This window comes from Phascolarctobacterium succinatutens, assembly GCF_958453765.1.
Taxonomy (GTDB): domain Bacteria; phylum Bacillota; class Negativicutes; order Acidaminococcales; family Acidaminococcaceae; genus Phascolarctobacterium_A; species Phascolarctobacterium_A succinatutens_B.
Genome location: NZ_CAUDZA010000031.1, coordinates 1 through 19,717 on the forward strand (window position 1 = coordinate 1; position 19,717 = coordinate 19,717).

General features: G+C 49.6%; 20 protein-coding genes. All 20 read left to right on the forward strand.

All coding sequences use genetic code 11. The features are described 5' to 3' along the window. The first annotated feature begins 497 nt into the window (after window positions 1-497). Window positions 498-1,331 (forward strand): ATP-dependent sacrificial sulfur transferase LarE, encoded by an 834-nt coding sequence (gene larE / locus Q7Q81_RS09940; protein WP_304275787.1) that lies wholly within the window; start codon window positions 498-500, stop codon window positions 1,329-1,331. 68 nt (window positions 1,332-1,399) lie between these two features. Beyond that, complete coding sequence (locus Q7Q81_RS09945) at window positions 1,400-2,278, forward strand: LarC family nickel insertion protein (protein WP_304275788.1); 879 nt, start codon at window positions 1,400-1,402, stop codon at window positions 2,276-2,278. Window positions 2,279-2,289: 11 nt separating this feature from the next. Further along, a complete protein-coding gene (larC, locus tag Q7Q81_RS09950) occupies window positions 2,290-2,733 on the forward strand; it encodes a nickel insertion protein (protein WP_304275791.1) in 444 nt (147 codons plus the stop codon). A 52-nt stretch (window positions 2,734-2,785) separates the two neighbouring features. Then, window positions 2,786-4,330, forward strand: a complete 1,545-nt coding sequence (locus Q7Q81_RS09955) for a hypothetical protein (RefSeq protein WP_304275793.1) — start codon at window positions 2,786-2,788, stop codon at window positions 4,328-4,330. Window positions 4,331-4,346: 16 nt separating this feature from the next. After that, complete coding sequence (locus Q7Q81_RS09960; RefSeq protein WP_021719777.1) at window positions 4,347-4,745, forward strand: hypothetical protein; 399 nt, start codon at window positions 4,347-4,349, stop codon at window positions 4,743-4,745. Window positions 4,746-4,933: 188 nt separating this feature from the next. After that, window positions 4,934-7,021 (forward strand): polyribonucleotide nucleotidyltransferase, encoded by a 2,088-nt coding sequence (locus tag Q7Q81_RS09965; RefSeq protein WP_021719776.1) that lies wholly within the window; start codon window positions 4,934-4,936, stop codon window positions 7,019-7,021. A 508-nt stretch (window positions 7,022-7,529) separates the two neighbouring features. Next, window positions 7,530-7,982, forward strand: coding sequence for a dUTP diphosphatase (dut, locus tag Q7Q81_RS09970; RefSeq protein WP_303679864.1), 453 nt, complete (start codon window positions 7,530-7,532; stop codon window positions 7,980-7,982). Between the two features lie 139 nt (window positions 7,983-8,121). Further along, window positions 8,122-10,104 carry a transketolase gene (tkt, locus tag Q7Q81_RS09975; RefSeq protein ID WP_304275798.1) on the forward strand — a complete coding sequence of 661 codons (1,983 nt, stop codon included), beginning with the start codon at window positions 8,122-8,124 and terminating at the stop codon, window positions 10,102-10,104. Between the two features lie 270 nt (window positions 10,105-10,374). Then, the gene (locus Q7Q81_RS09980) at window positions 10,375-10,995 is read left to right on the forward strand and encodes an Asp23/Gls24 family envelope stress response protein (protein WP_009145025.1); all 621 of its coding nucleotides are present in this window, start codon (window positions 10,375-10,377) and stop codon (window positions 10,993-10,995) included. Window positions 10,996-11,000: 5 nt separating this feature from the next. Beyond that, window positions 11,001-11,522 (forward strand): alkaline shock response membrane anchor protein AmaP, encoded by a 522-nt coding sequence (gene amaP, locus Q7Q81_RS09985; RefSeq protein WP_009145024.1) that lies wholly within the window; start codon window positions 11,001-11,003, stop codon window positions 11,520-11,522. Window positions 11,523-11,534: 12 nt separating this feature from the next. Continuing rightward, window positions 11,535-11,762: a DUF2273 domain-containing protein gene (locus Q7Q81_RS09990; protein WP_009145023.1), complete on the forward strand. Its 228-nt coding sequence runs from the start codon at window positions 11,535-11,537 to the stop codon at window positions 11,760-11,762. 98 nt (window positions 11,763-11,860) lie between these two features. Beyond that, entirely contained in the window at window positions 11,861-12,325 is a 465-nt protein-coding gene (gene nusB, locus Q7Q81_RS09995) for a transcription antitermination factor NusB (protein ID WP_009145022.1), read from the forward strand. Beyond that, the gene (locus Q7Q81_RS10000) at window positions 12,322-13,278 is read left to right on the forward strand and encodes a Kae1-like domain-containing protein (RefSeq protein WP_304275801.1); all 957 of its coding nucleotides are present in this window, start codon (window positions 12,322-12,324) and stop codon (window positions 13,276-13,278) included. The genes nusB and Q7Q81_RS10000 overlap by 4 nt, the downstream gene beginning before the upstream one ends. Next, window positions 13,271-14,476 (forward strand): exodeoxyribonuclease VII large subunit, encoded by a 1,206-nt coding sequence (xseA, locus tag Q7Q81_RS10005; RefSeq protein WP_304275803.1) that lies wholly within the window; start codon window positions 13,271-13,273, stop codon window positions 14,474-14,476. The genes Q7Q81_RS10000 and xseA overlap by 8 nt, the downstream gene beginning before the upstream one ends. Window positions 14,477-14,479: 3 nt before the next feature. Next, entirely contained in the window at window positions 14,480-14,737 is a 258-nt protein-coding gene (gene xseB / locus Q7Q81_RS10010) for an exodeoxyribonuclease VII small subunit (RefSeq protein WP_293388542.1), read from the forward strand. After that, window positions 14,737-15,612 carry a polyprenyl synthetase family protein gene (locus Q7Q81_RS10015; protein WP_009145018.1) on the forward strand — a complete coding sequence of 292 codons (876 nt, stop codon included), beginning with the start codon at window positions 14,737-14,739 and terminating at the stop codon, window positions 15,610-15,612. Before xseB ends, Q7Q81_RS10015 begins: the two co-directional genes overlap by 1 nt. 2 nt (window positions 15,613-15,614) lie before the next feature. After that, window positions 15,615-17,507, forward strand: a complete 1,893-nt coding sequence (gene dxs, locus Q7Q81_RS10020) for a 1-deoxy-D-xylulose-5-phosphate synthase (RefSeq protein ID WP_304275806.1) — start codon at window positions 15,615-15,617, stop codon at window positions 17,505-17,507. Beyond that, window positions 17,504-18,328: a TlyA family RNA methyltransferase gene (locus tag Q7Q81_RS10025; RefSeq protein WP_210684375.1), complete on the forward strand. Its 825-nt coding sequence runs from the start codon at window positions 17,504-17,506 to the stop codon at window positions 18,326-18,328. Before dxs ends, Q7Q81_RS10025 begins: the two co-directional genes overlap by 4 nt. Window position 18,329: 1 nt before the next feature. Continuing rightward, the gene (locus Q7Q81_RS10030) at window positions 18,330-19,190 is read left to right on the forward strand and encodes an NAD(+)/NADH kinase (protein ID WP_304095871.1); all 861 of its coding nucleotides are present in this window, start codon (window positions 18,330-18,332) and stop codon (window positions 19,188-19,190) included. Window positions 19,191-19,266: 76 nt separating this feature from the next. After that, window positions 19,267-19,716 (forward strand): arginine repressor, encoded by a 450-nt coding sequence (gene argR, locus Q7Q81_RS10035; protein ID WP_021719906.1) that lies wholly within the window; start codon window positions 19,267-19,269, stop codon window positions 19,714-19,716. Window position 19,717: the final 1 nt, after the last annotated feature.

Here is a 19,717-nt window from a genome sequence, read left to right on the forward strand (position 1 = left end):
TTATATGCTCCCTGCAAGGGAGCTGGCATCGCCGCAGGCGATGACTGAGGGTTGTGCTTTGCGATATATTAATTGCTCGTGTTGGCTTTTAACTGAGCCTTTCTTGCCTGCTCCTTGCACTCTTCGAGTATAACACGACCAGCATTTTCATTTTATGAAAATGGGTCTTAGTATAGGGAAGGTGCCGAGCGAAGTGAGGCGGAAGGGGGTTGTGCGTCGCAATTAAATATCGTTTCAGTCAGGAGCAATTTTTTAACGCAAATTTAATGCGGAAGCAAGACGGAACTTCGGTAAAATTTGTCAGATTGTAACAGTAAGTTACGTCCCCTTGTTCCTGTGCTTCCAGGCACTCATTTGCTAAAATTGCTATTCCTTACACGATATATTAATTGCTAGTCTAACCTTTCTTGCCTGCCCCTTGGGGAAGGTGCCGAACGTAGTGAGGCGGAAGGGGGAAACGCAAGCTATGTATTTAAAATTTATGAGGGAGAAATATTATGCCAAAAGATAAAGCTTTAGAAATGCAGGCGGAAGCCAAGTTTGCCGTGCTGCAGCAGGAGCTGCGGCGCTTGGGCAGTGTGCTGGTTGCATTCAGCGGTGGCGTTGATTCGACGTTTTTGCTGCAGGCGGCTCATTTGACTTTGGGCGATAAGGCGCTTGCGGTGACGGCGCGTTCCGGCGTTGTGCTGCAGCGTGATATAGCAGAGGCAGAGGAGTTCTGTCGGAAGCAGGGAATCCGTCATCTTTACTTTGATTTTGATGAGCTGCAGGTGCCGGGGTTTGCCGAAAATCCGCCGGACCGTTGCTATATTTGCAAAAAAACGCTGTTCAGTAATTTCCTGCGCATTGCACAGGAAAACGGTGCTGTGCTTTGCGAAGGCTCGAATATGGACGACCTTGGCGATTACCGCCCCGGCCTGAGGGCTTTGGCGGAGCTTAATGTACAGAGCCCACTGCGCACTGCAGAGCTGACGAAGGCAGAAATCCGCCTGCTGTCGCATAAGCTGCAGCTGCCGACTTGGGATAAGCCTTCCTTTGCTTGTCTTGCTTCGCGCTTTGTTTACGGTGAGCGTATTACGGCGGAGAAGCTGGCGGCGGTGGATAAGGCGGAGCAGCTTTTGTGGGAGCTGGGCTTTAAGCAGTTCCGTGTGCGTGTGCATGGCAGTTTGGCGCGCGTTGAGCTGTTGCCCGAGCAGCTGGAGCTGGCAGTGGCGGAGCCGATGCGCAGCGCAATTTACAAAGGACTGAAGGCTGCAGGCTTTGCTTATGTGGCACTTGATTTACAGGGCTATCGTACAGGCAGCATGAATGAAACTTTAAAGCAGGATTAAATTATACTTACAGCGAATTTTATCAGCAGCCTGTTACGAGTATGCAGGCTTTGGTTAGGAGGAAGATTATGAAAAGCTTATATTTGGAATGTAATGCCGGCATCAGCGGCGATATGCTGGTAGCAGCACTTTTGGATTTGGGCGCGGATAAAGAGGCACTTGATAAGGCTCTGCAGAGTATTCCTGCGAAGGGCTTTGAGTATAAAATCAGCAGAGTGTCTAAGGCAGGCGTTGACTGCTGTGATTTTGATGTTATTCTGGACGAGGAGCATGCTAACCATGACCATGATATGGCCTTTTTGCATGGCAACGGCGATGCTGTAGTGCATAGCCATGAGCATGAACATCATCATGACCACGAACATGAACATGAGCACAGCCATGTGCCGCATGAGCATCATCATCACCATGAGCACCGCGGTCTGCAGGAGGTTATTGCGATTATTGATGCTACGGATATGAGTGCTGCAGCCAAGGCATTGGCGTTGAAAATTTTTGATATTATTGCGGATGCTGAGGCAAAGGCGCATGCTGTGGAGAAGAATGCAGTGCATTTCCATGAGGTTGGCGCGATTGATTCCATCGTTGATATTGTGGCGATTGCTGTGTGTGCCGACAGCCTGGGCGTTGAAAACGTAATTGTGCCGGAGCTGTGCGAGGGCCGCGGTACTGTCCGCTGCCAGCATGGCGTGCTGCCGGTGCCTGTTCCGGCAACAGCTAATATTATGCAGCGCTTTGGCTTTAATGTACGCTTGCTGCCGGTACAGGGCGAGTTCGTTACACCGACCGGTGCTGCTGCCGCTGCTGCGCTGATGACTACGGACGAGTTGCCGCAGAGCTTTAAAATTCTGGGCATCGGTCTGGGAGCAGGCAAGCGTCAGTATGAGCGCCCCAGCATTTTGCGTGCGCTGATGATTGAGGATAATGCGCAAAAAAAAACTCTGTAAACAGTAACGCTTTGCAGACAGATTGCATCTGCCAATTGCAGTCTGATATTGATGACTGCAGCGGCGAGCTTTTGGGCTACACGCTGGAGCGCCTGCTGGCGGCAGGAGCGCTGGATGCTCATTATCAGCCGGTGTTTATGAAGAAGAGCCGTCCGGCGTGGGAGCTTACTGTTATCTGCCGCGATGAGAACAGAGCGAAGCTGGAAGCGCTGATTTTTGCGGAAACGACAACAATCGGCATCCGTCGTGCGCGCATGGAACGCACTGTGCTGCCACGCCGCAGGGATGTGGTGCACACTGCTTACGGTGATGTGGCGGTGAAGCGCTGCCTGTTGGAGAACGGCGAACGCTGTTATGTGGAATATGACAGCGCTGCCAAACTGGCGCAGGAGCAGGGGGTGCCGCTGCAGGATATCTATCTGGCGGCACAGCTGGCGCAAAAAAACATAAATTAGCCACAAAAGTGTGGTATAATATCTCCATAATACGTCAGAGAATGGAGAAAAAATGACTAATGTTTTCGATTTGATAGAAGAATTTTATACACAGGATGAAGAATGGAATTCGGTACTGCAGCAAGCCTGTGCTGAGGATTTCCTGCGCTATAAAACTTGGCAGGGAGCCAAAGACGGCGAGCTGGTCAAGATTTGGGATTATATTACGATTCTTTGTATTTACCTTGGCAATTCCGAGAACTTTCTCGGTGATATGTCGCGTGAGGATTTTATTGACTGCGTAGGCTGGTGCTGCCGCAATGTTTCCGGCTTCCCGGCAACGGAGAGCAACATCGCACATTTCCTAGATGTTATGCAGGAGTTTTATGCATATATGAAAAAGAAACGCATTATTACCCGTGATAATGCGCCTGCCGAAGCTAAAGCAAAGCTGCTGGTTGACGGAAAACTGCAGATTGTCGGCAAGGATGGCAGCTTTTTGCCTGGGCATGACCGTTACAATCTGTATTCTACACCGGATTTGCCGACGAAGGTGTATCTGAACATCGGCGAGAGAATGCAGAATTTGCTGGATGATGTGCAAAGCTACTATACGCAGAAGCAGTTCCGCCGTGATTTGGAGCGGGCCGATTTTCTCTTCGGCGGTATTTTTCAGAACGGTACTGTTCAGGAAAAGCCGGGCACGGAGGAATATTCACAGACCTTTTGGGATTATTTTCTCTTTGACTATCGTCTGCTTGAAGATGACAAAACGCCTCTGCAGCATTACCGTGATGTAATTTGCCGTGATGCTTCCGAGATGGATACCTCCGTTGATATTTTGAATGAGCTGATTAAGGCTAAGCTGGTTCTCTTTGATGTGCAAAGACGCACGGAGGAGGGAATGTATGTCTGCAGAAATATTTTCACTAATGAAAAATATACGCTGATGCTGCCTGTAGATGATAATATTGACACAGAAGGCTATATTTTCATGGGCCATATTTTTTATGAAAATACTATGGTGATGAACTTCCTGCGCGGACTGGTGATGTCGCAGACCTCGCGTAAGCGCTTTTTCGAGGTTGTCAGTGCGGCGAAAGACTGGTTTGCCGTGCGCCAAAGCGGCGAGATGAGCTGGGAGAAGTTCATCAACCGTAATCCGATGTTCGTACGCCATGTTTCTGTTTTGTATGCAATCTATGTGCGTATGGAGGGCTTTAATTTCAGTACGCAGATAAGTAATTATCAGCCTGCGGCGCTGCTTGAGGACAAGACCTCGGCAATGCTGGAATCTCTTAGAGGAACAGGGCTTTTTTCTGCCTATGATATACAGCTGATGCGTACCATGTGGAGCGATTTTATGCTTCGTGGCAATGCTTTGCCTGATAATACAGACGCTGATTTTGAGCATTGGACGGCAGCGGTTATGTACTGCTTTGTTAAGCTGAATGATGTTTATACCTTTACGGAAAAGCAGGTTTTTGCTATGTGCCGTGCTACCGACCATGCAAAGCTGAAGCAGATGATAGATATGTTAAATGAAACCTTGCAGCTGGAGGCACATGACCCGCGTTACGTTAACGAAGAGGGTTTGCTGCTGATGCTGCTGCAGTGAGAGGAGGCACCAGAATATGAAGTGTGATTTTTGCGGCCACGAGGTTGCTCCCGGCACAGTGGAATGTCCGTACTGCCATTATCAGTTCAAGATTGATGCGCAGGTGCTCAGTCCGGAGGAGCGCGATACCTTTGAGGGCGTGACGATAGACGAGAGCGCAGGCACAGAGGAAAACAAAAGTGCCAGGGAAGGCGCTGTATATGACAGCGGTGCTGATGCTTATAATGAAAGACAGCAGCAGGTGCCGCCGAATATCAAGGTACATACCTTTGGCTGCGGCAGCGGCATTCTGATTACTTTTCTGATTTTGTGCGGCATTGTGGCAGTTATCTTCTTTTTGCTGCCGACGTTTATTGTCTTTGCCGCTGTCGGCGCAATAGTTTTGTTTATTATGCGTCTTTTTATGGGCTTTTAATAGCGTAAAAATGTATTTCTGACGGCCGGCAGTGTTGCCTTGGGCAGAGCTGTCGGCTGTTTTGGTCTGTTGTAGAAATTTTTTTCAAAAAAATTTTTAAAAAGCCGTAAAAATATAGAGGATTTTTCTGATTGACGGCGAATAATATGCAGGTACACAATGTGTGAAAAGAATAGGAGGCATAAGATATGCATAGTTACAGCATGGATCTTGGCGGCAGAACTCTTACTATTGAAGCCGGCAAGATTGCAAAACAAGCTAATGGCGCTGTATTAGTTCGTTATGGCGATACCGCCGTAGTAGTTGCCGTTACCGGCACCAAGACCCCGCGTGAGGGTGTAGACTTCTTCCCTTTGACTGTTGATTTTGAAGAAAAAATGTACGCCGTAGGTAAAATCCCCGGTGGCTTTATTAAACGCGAAGGCCGTCCGTCTGAGCAGGCTATCCTGACCAGCCGTCTGATTGACCGTCCGATTCGCCCGATGTTCCCGGAAGGCTACCACAACGATGTACAAATCGTTGCTACCGCTGTTTCCGTTGATCCCGACAATGCTCCGGATATGCCCGCTATGATCGGTGCATCCTGCGCTTTGTCTATTTCCGATATTCCGTTCGAAGGTCCTATCGCCGGTGTGCGCGTAGGCCTGATTGATGGTGAATTCATCATCAACCCGACTGTTGAACAGGCTAAAATCAGCCAACTGAACCTGGCTGTTGCCGGCACCAAAGACGCTATCCTGATGGTAGAAGCAGGTGCTAACGAAGTTTCCGAAGAAACCATGCTGGATGCTATCTGGTTCGGTCATGGCGTAATCAAACAACTCGTTGAGTTCCAGGAGAAAATCGTTGCTGAAATCGGCAAAGAGAAAATGGAAGTTCCGTTCTACGCTCCGCCTGAAGAAATGGCTGCGGAAATCGAAGAATACGGTGCTCAAAAGCTCAAAGATGCTCTGATGGATGCCAACAAGCTGGAGCGCGAAGAAAACGTTGCTAAGGTTAAAGCTGAAATCGCTGAAGTATTCCTGGAGAAATATCCTGATAATGCTAAAGACGTTGCTTACATCACCCAAAAGCTGGTTAAGAAAATCGTTCGCCGCACTATCTCTGTAGATAAGATTCGTCCTGACGGCCGTCAATTAGACGAAGTACGTCCGGTAAGCTGCGAGGTTGGCCTGCTGGCTCGTCCGCATGGCAGCTCTCTGTTCACCCGTGGTCAGACTCAGATTTTGAACGTTCTGGCTCTGGCTCCGCTGCGTGAAGCACAAATCCTTGATGGTCTCGGCGCTGAGGAAACCAAGCGTTACATCCATCACTACAACTTCCCGCCGTACTCTGTAGGCGAAACCAAACCTCTGCGCAGCCCTGGCCGCCGCGAAATCGGTCATGGTGCTCTGGCTGAGCGCGCTCTGCGTCCGGTTATTCCTTCCGAAGAGGAGTTCCCGTATGCAATCCGTCTGGTATCCGAGGTTCTGGAATCCAACGGTTCCTCCTCCATGGGCTCTGTTTGCGCAAGCACCCTGTCCCTGATGGATGCAGGCGTTCCTATTAAAGCTCCTGTTGCAGGCGTTGCTATGGGCCTTGTTAAGGATGGCGAATACTTCACTATTCTGACTGATATCCAAGGTCTGGAGGATGCTCTGGGCGATATGGACTTCAAGGTTGCAGGTACCGAAAAAGGTATTACTGCTATCCAGATGGATATTAAGATTGACGGTATCAACAAGGATATCTTCACCCAGGCTCTGGCACAGGCTAAACGCGGCCGTGAGTTCATCATGGGCAAAATGATGGAATGCATCAGCGAACCGCGCAAAGAGCTGTCCAAATATGCTCCGAAGATTACTACTATCCATGTAGATCCTGATAAGATTGCTAAGGTTATCGGACCTGGCGGCAAGATGATCAAGAAGATTGTTGACGAAACCGGCGCTAAGATTGATATCGATGATACCGGTCGCGTATTTATTGCTGCTGTTAACACCGAGGCTGCTAATAAAGCTATCGAGATGATCGAAGGCATTACTGCCGAAGCTGAGGTTGGCAAGGTTTATACCGGTAAGGTTACCCGTCTGATGAACTTTGGTGCTTTCGTTGAGATTCTGCCGGGCAAAGAAGGTCTGGTACATATTTCCCAGCTGTCTACCGAGCATGTAGATAAGGTTGAGGATGTTGTAAGTGTTGGCGATGAAATTGTTGTTAAGGTTACCGAAATCGACAACAAGGGCCGCATTAACCTGTCCCGCAAGGCTGTTCTGATGAAGAGCGTACAAAAATAATTTGTGAATTTAAAAGAGCTGTCGCATTTGTGACAGCTCTTTTTTGTAAATTGTAATGTGGTGTTATATGTATCGTAAGTGATATATCCTTCCGCTCAGAAAAAAATTTCCTATGTCCGTAGGACATAACGCAATTTTCGTGTGGAACCAAAACGAAGTGCCGCAAAACTCGCGCTATGCAAAGAGTTTTTCCTATATAAGTCCGTCATAGCGCTCAAACAGTTGCGACACTTAGCGGTTCGTGTCAGACTAATCAGCCGCGCTCTTAGAGCTTGCTTCTTGGGACACTATCGCATGGCGCGCATGAGCCAATCAGCTTCGTCCAGCGGACTCGCTTCTTGGATGCGCCCGCATATGGTTCCAGACACTTATTTGCTAAAATTTTTATTCGCTGCACGATATACCACTTACTCATGCTTGGTTTTTGACGAACCCTCTTGCCTGCCCCTTAGGGGAAGGTGCAGAGCATAGCGAGGCGGAAGGGGGTAATAGAATAGGAGGTTTACTAATGAAAACACGTGGTTTTGAAAAGGTTGCCAGATATATGGATGTTGAGTTCCCGATGCCGGAGCGCAAGACACAGTTCAGCGCCGGTTATGACATCAGCGCTGCCGAAGAGGTTGTACTGGAGCCAGGTAAGCTGGTGCTGGTGCCTACAGGTGTGAAGGCTTATATGCAGACAGGCGAGTTCTTGGGCCTGCATATCCGCAGCAGCATGGCGGTAAAGAAGCATCTGATGTTGGTGAATAATGTCGGTATTATTGATGCCGATTATTATAATAATGCTGATAACGAAGGTCACATTATGGTGGCTTTGATGAATATGGGTACCGAGGCTGTTACGATTCCGCAGGGTGAACGCATTGCACAGGGCATTTTCTACAACTATCTGACCGTTGACGATGACGATAAGGTGGAGAAGGTTGTACGTGCAGGCGGCTTCGGCAGCACGGGAAAATAATAATATCATACGATTATCTTCACTTGGAGATTCTGTTAAAAGTGTAAATAGTTTACAATTTTAACGAAAAAGTGTAGACAATATAGGGAAATATGATATAATTAATTTAGATAATTTTGGAAAAATGGAGGTTTTCTCGATGCAGAAAATTGATCAGGCATGTGTAAACACTCTTCGCTTTTTGGCAGCAGACCAGGTAGAAAAGGCTAAATCCGGCCATCCTGGCTTCCCTCTGGGTACCGCTCCTTTGATGTACACCATTTGGGACCGCTTTATGAATTATAATCCGGCTGATCCGCAATGGTTCAACCGCGACCGTTTCATCCTTTCTCCGGGTCACGGCAGCGCTTTGCTGTATGCTATGCTGCACCTGGCAGGCTATGACCTGTCCCTGGATGAGCTGAAAAACTTCCGTCAATGGGGCAGCAAGACTCCGGGCCATCCGGAATTCGGCCTGACTCCTGGCGTTGACGTTTCTACCGGTCCTCTGGGTCACGGCTTTGCTATGGGCGTTGGCTTTGCTATTGCCGAAGCTATGCTGGGTGCAAAGTACAACAAACCCGATTTCCCGGTTGTTGATCACTATACCTTTGGTCTGACCTCTGACGGCGACCTGATGGAGGGCGTTTCCTGCGAGGCTGCTTCTCTGGCAGGTACCCTTGGCTTGGGCAAACTGATTTACTTATATGATGACAACAAGATTACTATCGAAGGCAGCACCGATATTGCCTTCACTGAGGATGTTGAAGCTCGCTTCAAGGCTTATGGCTGGCAGGTTCTGCGCGTAGAAAGCAGCGAGGATGTTGACGCTATGCAGGCAGCTATCGAAGAAGCTAAGGCTGATACTATGCATCCTTCTCTGATTATTGTACGTACTCACATCGGCTTCGGCAGCCCGAAACAGGACAGCCCGTCCTGCCATGGCGAGCCGCTGGGTGGTGAAGCATTGGCAGCTACCAAAGAAAAAGCCGGCTGGCCGCAGGAAATGTTCTATGTACCTGCTGAGGTTAAAGAACATTTTGCTGCTAAGCTGGATGGCTGCGCTGCAAATGAAGCTGCCTGGAATGCTTTGATGGATGACTATAAGATGGTATATCCTGAGCTGGCTAAAGAACTGGAAGACCGCATTGCCGGCAACTCCATGGTTAATCTGACTGCTCTGGAAGCAATCTTCAAGGATACCGTTAAGAACGCTACCCGCGAAGCAAGCGGCGATATTATCCAAGTTCTGGCTGCACAGCTGCCTGAGCTGGTTGGCGGCAGTGCTGACCTTGGCCCGTCCAACAAAACTATCATGAAAACTGGCGGTTACTTCTCCAAGCTGGACAGAACCGGCCGCAATATTCACTTTGGCGTTCGTGAGCACGCTATGGGTACCGTTCTGAACGGCATTTCCCTGCATGGCGGTTTCATTCCCTTCGGCGGCACCTTCCTGGTATTCGCTGACTTCCTGCGTCCTACCATCCGTATGGCTGCACTCATGGGAATTCAGTCTGTATTCGTACTGACTCACGATAGCATTGCACTGGGCGAAGACGGTCCTACTCATCAGCCGATTGAAACCACTATGGCTCTGCGTCTGATTCCGAACGTAAGCGTTATCCGTCCGGCTGACGCTCTGGAAACTGCTACCGCATGGCAACAGGCTTGCCTGAACAAACATAAACCTACCTGCCTGCTGCTGAGCCGTCAAAAACTGACTGTACTGCATGACTATGCAGCAACAATCCATGAAAACGCTCATAAGGGCGCTTATGTACTGAGTCCGGCTAAGAACGAGGCTAAGGCTGTTCTAATCGGTACCGGCAGTGAAGTACATCTGGCACTGGCTGCACAAGCTAAGCTGGCAGAAGAGGGCATTGACGTTAGCGTTGTATCTATGCCTTGCTGGGATGCTTTTGATGCTCAAAGCGATGAGTACAAGGAAAGTGTTCTGCCTGTAGGCGTAACCAAATTTGCTGTTGAAGCTGGTGTGCCGTACGGCTGGAGCCGTTACACCGGCACTGAAAAGAATGTTCTGGGCATTACCACCTTCGGCGCTTCCGCACCCGGCGATGTAATGATGGAAAAATACGGCTTTACTGTTGAAAACCTGGTTGCAAAGGTTAAAGCAGCGCTGTAAGCTTAATTTGAAATTATTCTTAAAGACCACTCTGCGGAGTGGTCTTTTTGCGTTGCATATGATATGTGAAGTATTGCGTTCCCTTGTATTGCTCATGTACTGTAAGCGAAAAGCGGAATCAATCATATGTAGGCTAAGCACTTATTTTTTATACATTTTATGCATACGGATTGTATAAAATGTGTTATAATAAGAAGATAATAATGTATAACTGTCTTCATTACGCTGTCGCGCTTCTGCCGGCACGTAAGCGAGCAGGAGGTGCCGGATATGGAAGAAAAAAATATAAAGGACACTATCAGGGCCAAGGCTGCAGAAGCCGCTGAAGCTGCTGCCGAAGCAGCGGAAACACAGGACAAGGAAGAATATGGTGATATACGTATTGCCGACGAGGTTATCTGTATCGTTGCCAGTTTGGCGGCGCAGGAGGTGCCGGGAGTTGTCGGCATGAGCGGTGGTCTGACAGATGGCATTAACCGCTTCTTGGGCAAGGAGAACGCTTCTAAGGGCGTACATTTGCATTTTGAAGGCAAGACGGTAAATGCCAGTGTGTATATTGTTATTGAATACGGCTGCTGCATTCCGGAGATTGCTTTGGAGGTACAGGAAAAGGTTAAAGATGCCATTGAGGCTATGACCGGTTACGAGGTCCAGTTTGTTGATGTCAATGTTGAAGGTGTAGCCAAGAGGCGTGAAAGCGAGCTGGAAAAGGAAAGCTCATCTGATGTTGATATGGCAGAGATTTTGCAGGCGCAGGCTAAGCGTGCGGAAGCAACGGAGGCCAATTCCTTTGAGCAGCAGCTGGTTAATCTCCATGATAACCATGATTTTGAGCTGCCGCCGGAGGAAGACATGGATGAAAAGCATAGGAAGTTTTTAGAGGAGGATTAACTGTTATGGGTATTGCGGATAGAATTATCCTGACGCTGTATACGATATTAATGACGGTAGCTTCAGTGCTGACGCTGCTGTGCAGCCTGGGCGTTTTCTCTGATACCGGTATGGTAGCGTTTATCAGCCATATTCCGGGCAACTGGGTTTATGCTGTAGGCGGCGTGATTATGCTGCTGGTGAGCGTACGGCTACTGATTACCGGCCTGGGACTGACGGGCGTAAGCTCGCTGAAGCTGAGTGACAGCGATAAGGGCAAGGTGCTTGTAGGCAAGGGCGCATTGGAGGATTATATTGCTGTTCTGTCGCAGGAAATATACGGCATCCATCATGTAAAGGTTATTGTGAAGCTGGAGGATCAATGCATTGATGTGCGCATTAATGCTTCGATTGAACCCGGCATAAATATTCCGGAAACCTCCGGTGAGATTAAGACCAACGTCCGTGAAACCATCAAAAAGGTTACCGGCATTGAGGTTAAGGAAATAGAGCTGTTCTTCAAACAGATTAAAGCAAAGGAAGAATAGGAGGCAGAAGCTATGTTTAACGATATTCTTAATGATATCTGGAATAATTATCGCGGCCGTCTGCTTTGCTCGGTGTTTGGCCTGTTTATCGGCGTGGTTGTGCTGTGGCTGGGATTTTTTCAGGCACTGTTTCTGATGATCTGCATCGGCTTGGGCTTTTTTATCGGCAACAAGCTGGATAAGAAAGAGGATTTGCTGGAGTGGTTGGATAGGTTGTTGCCGCCAGGCTACCACAGATAACAGTGGTAGCGGCGAAAGATAAGGCACCATCTGCCTAATCTGAATCCATCATCATACAAGATATTTATTAAAAATTTTTATACAAGGAGAGTGTGCAAATGATTCGTAGACTTGCAAGAGAGGTTGCCTTACAGGCGTTATTCCAAATAGACTTTACCGGTAATGAGGTAGAACAGGCTGTTGACGCAGCTTTAGATGAGCACGAGGAGCTGCATCCGGAAGCTGCGGTAGACAAGGCTTTGGACCAGCATAAGGAGCTGGGGGCAGCAAGTGCCAGAAACTATGTAAAGAAATATTCCATGGTGCTTGTTAACGGCGTTGTAGAAAACAAAGAGGCTATTGATGCGACTTTGAACAGCTGTGCAACCGACTGGACTGTAGAGCGCATGCCTGCTACCGACAGAAATATCCTGCGCGTGGCAGTTTTTGAAATGCGTCACGAAAAGCCTGCTCTGGCTGCAGGTGTTGCTATCAACGAGGCAGTGGAGATTGCCAAGGCTTATGGTACCGAAGAATCTCCGCGCTTTATTAACGGTGTTTTAGGTAAGCTGGCAAGAAAATGAGCCAAAAGGTTTATTTAGGCATTGATACCAGCTGTTACACTACCTCTGCCGCTCTTTTGGCGGAGGATGGCAGCCTGCTTGCCGAGGCCAGACAGATTTTAAGCGTGAAGCCGGGACGCTGCGGCCTGCAGCAGTCCGAGATGGTTTTTCAGCATACACGCAATCTGCCGCGCTTGGTGGAGGAGGTCTTTGCCGATAAGGATTGCACCTTGGCAGCGATTGGTGTCAGCGGTTATCCGCGTCCGCTTGCGGACTCCTATATGCCGGCGTTTCTTGCCGGTATGAGTGTTGCCCGCAGCCTGGCAGCTGCCTATAAGGTGCCACTGGAGGTCATCAGCCACCAGGAAAATCACTTGGAGGCCGGTCTTTGGTCGGCAGGCGGTCCGCAGGCGGAGCGCTTTTTGTTGTTGCATGCCAGCGGAGGTACTACTGATTTGCTGCTGTGCGAGCGCCGTGAGGACAGCCGCTACAACCTGACGCAGGTTGGCGGCAGCCTTGATTTGCACGCCGGTCAGTTTGTGGACCGCATCGGTGTGGCGCTGGGACTGCAGTTTCCGACAGGTCCGGAACTGGAGCAGCTTGCAGACCAGGCGGAGGAACCGCTGGAGCTGCCGGTGTCCGTGCGTAAGCTGGATGTGAGCTTATCGGGACCTGCAACTGCCGCTATGCGCAAGCTGGAGGCTGGGGCGGATGCTGCTTCTCTGGCCTTGGGCGTAGAGCATACGCTTGCGGAAACCTTTGCCCGTTTACTGCGTAACGGCGCAGCAGCATATGGTGTGCGAGATGTTATTTTAGTTGGCGGCGTAGGCTCCAACAAGTACATTCGCAAGCATGTTGAAGAAAAGCTGGCGAAGCGCCGTGTGCGCCTGTGGGTGCCGGAAGGACGCTTCAGCTGTGATAATGCCAGTGGCTGTGCCGCTGTTGCCTGGAGATTACATAAGAAAAATGACTGAAGATGTTTATTCGGTAAGCGAAATAAATAATTTCATAAAGCATATACTGGAGCAGGAGCCGGAGCTGCGTAATCTGCAGGTTGTCGGTGAAATCTCCAATTTTAAGCGCTATCCTTCAGGTCATTGTTATTTTACTTTGAAGGATGCCGGTGCGGTACTCAAATGCGTAATGTTTCGCAGTAAAGCCGTTAACCTGCGCTTTCAACCGCAGAACGGCGATACTGTTGTTGCCGTAGGCCGTTTGGCAGTTTATGAACGCGACGGTGTTTATCAGCTGTATACCGATTTACTGCTGCAGCAGGGCGTGGGCGATTTGATGCAGGCTTACGAAAAGCTCAAGCAGAAGCTGGAGCGTGCCGGCCTGTTTGCGCCTGAGCGTAAACAGCAGCTGCCGCTGCATCCGCGCACTGTGGGTATTATTACCTCTCCTGCAGGTGCAGCTGTGCGTGACGTCATAACAGTGTCACGAAGGAGAAATCAGGGCATAAAGCTGTTGCTTTATCCCGTTAAGGTGCAGGGTGAGGGCGCTTCGGCGGAAATTGCTGCGGCGATTGAATTTTTTAACCGTAAAAAGCTGGCTGACGTCCTTATTGTAGGACGTGGCGGCGGTTCTATTGAGGATTTGTGGGCCTTTAACGAAGAAATTACCGTGAAAGCGGTGGCTGCCTCCAAAATTCCGGTGGTCAGTGCTGTAGGCCATGAAACAGATTTTACGCTGTGCGATTTTGCTGCCGATGTGAGGGCTGCGACACCGTCGCAGGCCGCGGAGCTGGTGGTGGCTGATGTTGAAGGCTATAAGCAACGCGTTGTCTATCTGGAGCAGCGTGCGCGCAGCCTGCTGTCAGCATTGCTGACGCAGCAGCAGCGCAGATTGGATAATTTAGTTAATTCGTGGGCGCTGCGTGACCCGGAAAGGCTTTTTGCCGACCAGTCGCAGCGTCTGGATACTGCTTCGCGCAGACTGCGTGAGGCCTTAGAGCTGCATCTGCAGCAGGATGAGCATAAGCTGGCGCTGGCGGCGGCAAGGCTGGACAGCTTAAGTCCGCTGGCTGTTTTGGGACGAGGCTATTCTGTGAGCCAAAAATCCGATTATACGCTGGTAAGCAGTGTTGATGACCTCAGATGGGGTGATGAGCTGCTGACAACAGTCGCAGACGGTGTGATAACCTCGGTTGTTCAGCAGGTAGAAAGGCGGTAAAGGATGGCAACGAAAAAGATTGCAAAGAACATTAAGTTTGAAGATGCCTTAAGCGAGCTGGAAGCACAGGTACAGCTTCTGGAAAGCGGCGAGCTGCCTTTGGACAAGGCCCTGGAGGTATTCAAATACGGTGTGGAGCTGAGCCGTGTCTGCAGCAGCAGATTGGAAACAGTGAAGCAGGAGGTTGAAAAAATCGTTGTTACCGACAGTAACGACGTTGGCTATAAATTAGAAGCATTCCAGGATTTGGAGGTAAAATAATGGATTTTAAAGCTTATTATGCTAACCAGCAAAAACTTGTAGAAAACTATTTGAAGAACAGAATTGCTAAAAAGGGTATTTCCAAGGTAGATGAAGCTATGGAATACAGCCTGATGGCAGGCGGTAAACGCATTCGTCCGATTCTGCTGATGGCTGCGGCAGAGGCTGTGGGCAGCAAGGGCTACAATTATTTGCCTGTGGCTTGCGGTCTGGAAATGATTCACACCTATTCTCTGATTCACGATGACCTGCCGTGCATGGATGACGATGATTATCGTCGCGGCCGTCTGACCAACCATAAGGTTTTTGGTGAGGCCATGGCAGTGCTTGCCGGTGACGGCCTGCTCACTTTGGCGTTTGAGGTAATGCTGGAGCAGAAGAATGTTGACCCTAAGGTTCTGATTGAAACTGTACGTGAAATGGCTATGTGTGCCGGTAACTTCGGCATGGTTGGCGGTCAGGGCCTTGATTTGGAATTTGAAGGCAAAAAGATTACGCCGGAGGAGCTGCGCAAACTGCATGCGGGCAAGACCGGTGCGCTTTTTATTGCTGCCATCCGCGGCGGTGCGCATCTGGCCGGCGCTAATGACCAGCAGCTTTTGGCTCTTACCAAATTTGCTGATTTGTTGGGACTTGCCTTCCAGATTACCGACGATATCCTTGATGTCGAAGGTACTGAGGAGGAGCTTGGCAAGCCGGTAGGCAGTGATGCCAAGAACCACAAATCTACTTATGTAACACTGTACGGCCTGCAGGCAGCACACGAGCTGGCAGAAAAGACTGTGGCAGAGGCTTTGGAATGCCTGGAAATGTTTGGCGAGAATGCAGAGCCGTTACGTGAAATTACTCGCCTGATGACTGACAGAAAGAAGTAATTATGGCAGAGAATAAATTTTTAGATAAAATTAATTCACCGGCTGATGTCAAAAAGCTTTCCGTGCCGCAGCTGGAGCAGCTGGCTAAGGAAATCAGACAGCTTTTAATCAGTGTTATTTCGCACACCGGCGGCCATCTGGCGCCGAACCTGGGCGTAGTAGAGCTGACTTTGGCCTTGCATAAGGTTTTCAATACGCCGGAAGATAAGATTATTTTCGACGTAGGTCATCAGGCCTATATCCATAAAATTATCACCGGACGCAGGGAGCAATTTCCTACGCTGCGTCAATACGGCGGTCTTTCCGGCTTCCCCAAACGCAGCGAAAGCGAGCATGATGCTTTCGGTACCGGTCATTCCAGTACGTCTATTTCTGCGGCATTGGGCATGGCCTGCGCCCGCGACCTGCAGGGCGAGGACTATAATGTCGTAGCCGTTATCGGTGACGGATCTATGACCGGCGGTATGGCTTTCGAAGCGCTGAACAATGCCGGTATGCTGCATAAGAATATGATTGTCGTGCTCAACGATAACGAAATGTCTATTTCCAAAAATGTGGGCGCGATGAGTGAATATCTGTACCAGCTGCGTACAGGCGAAACCTATAACAAAATTAAAAATGATATTGAGGGCTGGCTCAAAAATATGGAATTCGGCAGTGATGTGCTGAAGGCTATCCGCCGCCTGAAAGGCAGCGTAAAGTACCTGATGGTGCCGACATCTATTTTTGAAGAGCTTGGCTTTACTTATTTGGGACCGGTTGACGGACATGATCTGGATGGCCTGCTGGATGTACTGCAGGCTGCCAAAAAGATTGACGGACCGGTTATGGTACACGTGCTGACGAAAAAGGGCAAGGGCTACAAGCCTGCGGAAGAAAGCCCCAACAAGTTCCACGGTACAGGCCCCTTTGATATTGCTACCGGCAAAAAGATTACTAATCCGAATGCACCCGTAAGCTATACCGAGGTTTTTGGTAAAACCTTGAGCAAGCTGGCTGATACCGACGATAAAATTGTTGGCATTACGGCTGCAATGCCTGATGGCACCGGCTTGAATATTTTTGCCGAGGCGCACAAGGACCATTTCTTTGACGTAGGTATTGCCGAGCAACATGCGGTTACTGCGGCTGCAGGTATGGCTGCTGCCGGAATGAAGCCTGTGGCAGCAATTTATTCTACCTTCATGCAGCGTGCTTATGACTCCATCATGCACGATATCTGCATGCAGAAGCTGCACGTAACGCTGTGTCTGGACCGTGCCGGTCTTGTCGGTGATGACGGCTATACGCATCATGGCGTTTTTGACTACGCTTATCTGCGCAGCATTCCCAACATGACCATTATGGCGCCAAAGGATGAGAATGAACTGCAGCACATGCTGAAAACAGCGCTGGATTTTGACGGACCTGTTTCCGTGCGTTATCCGCGCGGCAGCGGTGTGGGCGTTGCGCTGGATACGCAGTGGCAGGATTTGCCGATTGGTAAGGCAGAGGTGCTGCGTACAGGCAAGGATGTCTGCTTCTGGGCGATTGGCAGCATGGTGCAGACTGCTCTTGATGCAGCGGAGCTGCTGGAAGCGCAGGGAATCAGCGCAGGTGTTGTGAATATGCGTTTTGCCAAACCGCTGGATGTTGAACTCTTGCGTGAGCATGCGCAAAGCTACGGCAAGATTATTACTCTGGAAGAAGGCGTACTGGCAGGCGGTGTCGGCAGCGCAATTCTTGAAGAGCTTAATGAAAATAAACTGTTGGAGCAGTGTGAAGTACGTTGCTTCGGCATTCCTGACGAATTTGTTATGCATGGCGACAAAAAGCTGCTGTTCCGTGATTTGGGACTGGATACGCCAACCATTGCTGCCAAGGCTGCAGCATTTGTAAAGGGTGAAGAAGAGTGAAAAAAGAAAGACTTGATGTTCTGTTAGTTAACCGCGGTATGTTTGAAAGCCGTGCCAAGGCGCAGGCTGCGGTTATGGCAGGACAGGTATTGGTCAATGAACAGAAAATAGATAAACCGGGTACACCGGTGGCACCGGAGGTTACTATCCGTCTGCTGGGTAACAAGCTGCCCTATGTAAGCCGCGGCGGTTTGAAGCTGGAGAAGGCTTTGCAGATTTTCCCCATCAGCGTAGACGGCAAGGTTGTAGCTGATATCGGTGCTTCTACCGGCGGTTTCACCGACTGCGCGCTGCAGAACGGTGCGGCAAAGGTGTATGCGATTGACGTAGGCTACGGTCAGCTGGCGTGGAAGCTGCGCAACGATGAGCGTGTAGTGAACATGGAGCGCACCAACGTGCGTTATCTGGAAGCAGACAGCCTGCCCGAGCAGGTGGATGCTGCAACTATCGACGTAGCCTTTATTTCGCTGGATAAAATTTTGCCGGCGGTACACAAAATCCTCAAGCCCGAAGGCTTTGTAGTGGCTTTAATCAAGCCGCAGTTCGAAGCAGGCAAGGAAAATGTCGGCAAGAAGGGCGTTGTGCGTGATGCTGCCGTGCACGAGCAGGTTATCAATAACGTCATCAGCTTCGCCAAGGGTGAAGGCTTCGGCATTGCCGGATTGGATTTTTCTCCTATCAAGGGACCGGAGGGCAATATTGAATATCTGCTGCACCTGACGCTGGGTGACGACGATGCCGTAAGCAGCGAGCAGGTAGCACAGCTTGTAGGCCGCAGTCATGGCGACTTAGATAAGAAAGCAGAAAAGACAGAGGCATGAGATGCAAAAAAAACGTTTAGGGATTTTCCCCAACCTTGGTAAAGAAAACGTCTGCATTGCTCTGCCGGAATTTATTCAGCTCTGCAAGGACTGGGGGCTTGAACCGGTGTTGCCTGTGGATGTGGCGCAGCAGTATGGCGTAAGCAGCTACAATAAAAGTGAGCCGCAGACGCTGAAAACGCTGGACTATGGTGTCAGCCTCGGCGGTGACGGTACACTGCTACAGATGGCGCGCCACCTTGCACCGCTCAATGTGCCTGCCTTCGGTATCAACTTCGGCAAGCTGGGATTTTTGGCAGAGATTGATTTGCAGGGTATGTATAAGGCTATCAGCCGTCTGGCACAGGGCAACTATACGCTGGAAAGCCGCAGTCTGCTGCAGGCCAGAGTTATCTGTGGCGATAAGCTGCTTGCTACGGCGCATGCGCTCAACGATTTAGTTTTGGCTAAGGGCATGTTCAGCAAGCTGGCGCATATGATGCTTTTTATTAACGGACGTTTATCAGGTAAATACGCAGCAGATGGCTTGATTATAGCAACGGCAACAGGTTCTACGGCATATTCACTGTCTGCAGGCGGACCGCTTGTTATGCCGGAGCTTGATGTCAGCGTCATTACTCCTGTCTGCGCACATTCGCTGACGAACAGAGCGCTTGTTATTCCTATGTCGGAAACAATAGAGCTCAGGCCGATTCCCGGCAGTGAGGAAATGCTGCTTTCGGCTGACGGCGAAAATGTTATCGAGGTGCCTAACGATACCAGTGTGCATATCGCCAAATCGCCTTATGAGATGAAGTTTGTAAGACTTACGCGACGCGATTATTATCAGACTTGGCAACAAAAATTAATGCGCAATTTATAGGCGGCGCACGATAAGGTACCGTATACTTCATCAGGATAGATATATAGAAATATTTTGCTATTAGAGGTGATTGACTATGAAAATGACCAGACACGCTAAAATTAAAGAGATTATTGACAACAATAAAATTGAAACGCAGGAGGATTTGGCTTCCGCTTTACGTCATCAGGGCATTGATGTTACGCAGGCTACGGTTTCGCGTGATATCAAGGAGCTTATGCTGGTCAAGGTGCCGGATGCCAACGGACATTATCACTATGCTTATCCGAAGGAGCACAGCTCGATGCTGACCATGGAGCGTCTGGAGCGTACCTTCAACGATTCTATCGTAAGTGTACGTGCTTCCGACAGCATGGTGGTAATCCGCACGCTGCCGGGCACAGCGCAGGCTGTTGCCTTTGCCGTAGACTATATGAAATGGCCGGAGATTCTTGGCTCTATTGCCGGTGATGACACCGTTTTCATTGCTCTGCCAAATAAAGAAGCTGTAATCACTCTGCTGGAACGCTTCAAGGATTACAGATAAG

Coding starts and splice junctions, on each gene's coding strand:
- larE (WP_304275787.1), top strand. CDS start 498: ATGCCAAAAGATAAAGCTTTAGAAATGCAGGCGGAAGCCAAGTTTGCC.
- Q7Q81_RS09945 (WP_304275788.1), top strand. CDS start 1,400: ATGAAAAGCTTATATTTGGAATGTAATGCCGGCATCAGCGGCGATATG.
- Q7Q81_RS09955 (WP_304275793.1), top strand. CDS start 2,786: ATGACTAATGTTTTCGATTTGATAGAAGAATTTTATACACAGGATGAA.
- Q7Q81_RS09960 (WP_021719777.1), top strand. CDS start 4,347: ATGAAGTGTGATTTTTGCGGCCACGAGGTTGCTCCCGGCACAGTGGAA.
- Q7Q81_RS09965 (WP_021719776.1), top strand. CDS start 4,934: ATGCATAGTTACAGCATGGATCTTGGCGGCAGAACTCTTACTATTGAA.
- dut (WP_303679864.1), top strand. CDS start 7,530: ATGAAAACACGTGGTTTTGAAAAGGTTGCCAGATATATGGATGTTGAG.
- tkt (WP_304275798.1), top strand. CDS start 8,122: ATGCAGAAAATTGATCAGGCATGTGTAAACACTCTTCGCTTTTTGGCA.
- Q7Q81_RS09980 (WP_009145025.1), top strand. CDS start 10,375: ATGGAAGAAAAAAATATAAAGGACACTATCAGGGCCAAGGCTGCAGAA.
- amaP (WP_009145024.1), top strand. CDS start 11,001: ATGGGTATTGCGGATAGAATTATCCTGACGCTGTATACGATATTAATG.
- Q7Q81_RS09990 (WP_009145023.1), top strand. CDS start 11,535: ATGTTTAACGATATTCTTAATGATATCTGGAATAATTATCGCGGCCGT.
- nusB (WP_009145022.1), top strand. CDS start 11,861: ATGATTCGTAGACTTGCAAGAGAGGTTGCCTTACAGGCGTTATTCCAA.
- Q7Q81_RS10000 (WP_304275801.1), top strand. CDS start 12,322: ATGAGCCAAAAGGTTTATTTAGGCATTGATACCAGCTGTTACACTACC.
- xseA (WP_304275803.1), top strand. CDS start 13,271: ATGACTGAAGATGTTTATTCGGTAAGCGAAATAAATAATTTCATAAAG.
- xseB (WP_293388542.1), top strand. CDS start 14,480: ATGGCAACGAAAAAGATTGCAAAGAACATTAAGTTTGAAGATGCCTTA.
- Q7Q81_RS10015 (WP_009145018.1), top strand. CDS start 14,737: ATGGATTTTAAAGCTTATTATGCTAACCAGCAAAAACTTGTAGAAAAC.
- dxs (WP_304275806.1), top strand. CDS start 15,615: ATGGCAGAGAATAAATTTTTAGATAAAATTAATTCACCGGCTGATGTC.
- Q7Q81_RS10030 (WP_304095871.1), top strand. CDS start 18,330: ATGCAAAAAAAACGTTTAGGGATTTTCCCCAACCTTGGTAAAGAAAAC.
- argR (WP_021719906.1), top strand. CDS start 19,267: ATGAAAATGACCAGACACGCTAAAATTAAAGAGATTATTGACAACAAT.